This window comes from Alphaproteobacteria bacterium, assembly GCA_035625915.1.
Taxonomy (GTDB): domain Bacteria; phylum Pseudomonadota; class Alphaproteobacteria; order JACZXZ01; family JACZXZ01; genus DATDHA01.
Map to the genome: position 1 here is coordinate 1 of DASPOR010000172.1, position 2,085 is coordinate 2,085.

3 protein-coding genes are annotated in these 2,085 nt (G+C 60.2%); 1 reads left to right on the forward strand and 2 read right to left on the reverse strand.

The features are described from left to right. Nucleotides 1-391: FMN-binding negative transcriptional regulator (locus tag VEJ16_13360; GenBank protein HYB10651.1), on the forward strand; the 391-nt coding region annotated here is incomplete at its 5' end. A 69-nt stretch (nt 392-460) separates the two neighbouring features. Here VEJ16_13360 and VEJ16_13365 read toward each other — a convergent pair. Then, entirely contained in the window at nt 461-1,186 is a 726-nt protein-coding gene (locus VEJ16_13365; protein ID HYB10652.1) for a GntR family transcriptional regulator, read from the reverse strand. A 613-nt stretch (nt 1,187-1,799) separates the two neighbouring features. Further along, entirely contained in the window at nt 1,800-1,934 is a 135-nt protein-coding gene (locus VEJ16_13370; protein HYB10653.1) for a hypothetical protein, read from the reverse strand. Between the last annotated feature and the right edge of the window lie 151 nt (nt 1,935-2,085).

Consider the following 2,085-nt stretch of genomic DNA (forward strand, 5'->3'; position numbering starts at 1 on the left):
GCCGTCCTGGTACGAAACCAAGCAAGAGACCGGAAAGGTGGTGCCCACCTGGAACTATGTGGCCGTGCATGTCTACGGCAAGCCGCGCGTCATTGAGGACCCCGGCTGGATTACTGCGCAGGTCACCGAGCTGACGCGCCGGCAAGAGGCAGCGCGTGCCGAGCCGTGGGCGGTTAGTGATGCACCCAAGCCCTTTATCGACGCACAAATCAGGGCGATTGTCGGCATCGAGATCCCGATTGATCGCATCGAGGGAAAGTGGAAAGTCAGTCAAAACCGACCCGAACGCGACCAAAAACGGGTGATCGAAGCACTTCGTTCAGCTGGCAGCGATACCTCCCGACAAATGGCCGAACTCGTGACCAATCGCGGCGCCAGCAATCAGCAGTAATTTGCCGACGAACAGGGCGAATTCAAAGCATTCGTGAAGCGCCGCCTTTTGCGGTCGCAGAGATCGCCGTCAGCTTGTCTCCAAGTAGTCGGCGTGTTGGGCAATATGCTCGGCAAGGCCGAGTGCGTGTCGGCGGACCAGGTCCTCGGCCTTTTCGGTCTCGCGCGCCTCGAGCGCTTGAATGATGGCCATGTGATCGCGAATCGAACGCTCGGCGCGATCCAATTCACCAATCGTTTTGTGCCGGATCATTCGCATTTGTGCGAATAGATTCTCCGCCAAACCAATGAGCACACTGTTGTTGCTCATATCGATGATGGACTGGTGAAAGCGAATATTGGCATCGGAATATTCGTCGAGCTTGGCATGAATCTGGCCATCTTCGAACGTGGAAAACATGGCGCGCAGGCTTGCGATCTGCTCGTCCGTCGCCTCAAGGGTGACGAGTCGCGCCGCCATACTCTCGAGTGCTGCCCAAGCGGTGACCATTTCAATGACGTCACGCTTGGTCTTGCGGATAATATAGATGCCGCGTCTGGGGACTGAGCGGACAAATCCCTCACGTTCGAGTTGGACCACGGCTTCACGGACTGGCGTACGGCTGATTCCAAGATTCTCGGCGAGTTGCCGTTCGTCGATCCGCACTTCACCCGGTTGATCATAGATACTCAGCGAGGTGATGTAGTCCTTGAGCGCCCGATAGGCGCGATCCGTGAGTCTTGGCGTATCGCCAATGCGCGCCATTCGCGGCCGATCGTCAGCCTCGGCTGTTTGGCTTGCCGGCAGTCCGTTCATCCGGGATGTCCTCTGTGCTGTTATTGGGGGGACTGGTAGCATATGTGTAATTCTGCCGATAGGGAGGCGCGCCGCAACCCCTAGCACCGATTTTAACCCGCCGTTTTGGCTTGCGAGCGCGCTCGGCAGCACCCCGACGCCATGCCGCACCGATCGATAGTCCCGAAGCCGGGGAGCGGCCGCCGAACCTGAGCCTCGTCAATGACATCGGCGCCTTGATGCCGGCAGCACCAAGCGTTGCGACCTGTCGAGAGATGCGCGTCTCAATGGCTCAAGGCCCCGTACGTCGACCTTTTGCGCGAAATCGATGTTTGGCGCTTGCATACCGATCGGCAGGATCAGGCACCGGCACGCGGACCACGTCGACGCGAACATCGGCTGGGGGCGCAACAAATGCGCGTCAATGATCGGCCCCGCGGCTTTTGGAACGTGGAAACGGTCGTCGCACCAATTGCCAGGCGCTAACACACCAGAAGGGGGTGCCCTCATCCCGGTGGCTGGTCGGGTTCTTGGCGTGCCCGATGCCGCGGCGAACCGCGGTGCATCTCGGCTTGGCGTTCGAGTCCGTCGTCGGGCTTTGGAAAAAGAAATAGAAGCGTTGTGGTGGCCATGGTTATTTGCGCTTCCTCCGTCCGGGCCAGAGGAGAGTGCCGTCGAGTTCGGCGAGTCCAAATTCTTCTTCCTCGCGCTCCTTGCGATCGCGGAGTGGCGCCGGCATCTCCTCATCCTCGAACCAGAGCAGCACCATGGTCTGGTCCCAGGTGGCGAGGTGCGGCGCTGCTCAAGCAAGGTGCCACCGCGCTGCCAATTGTCGAGCCAGACGTTGGCATCCACGTCCTCCGGACCGCTGGACGCGACGCCGGCACGGAGGCGCGCCGAGATCGAGCCCTCAGGTAACG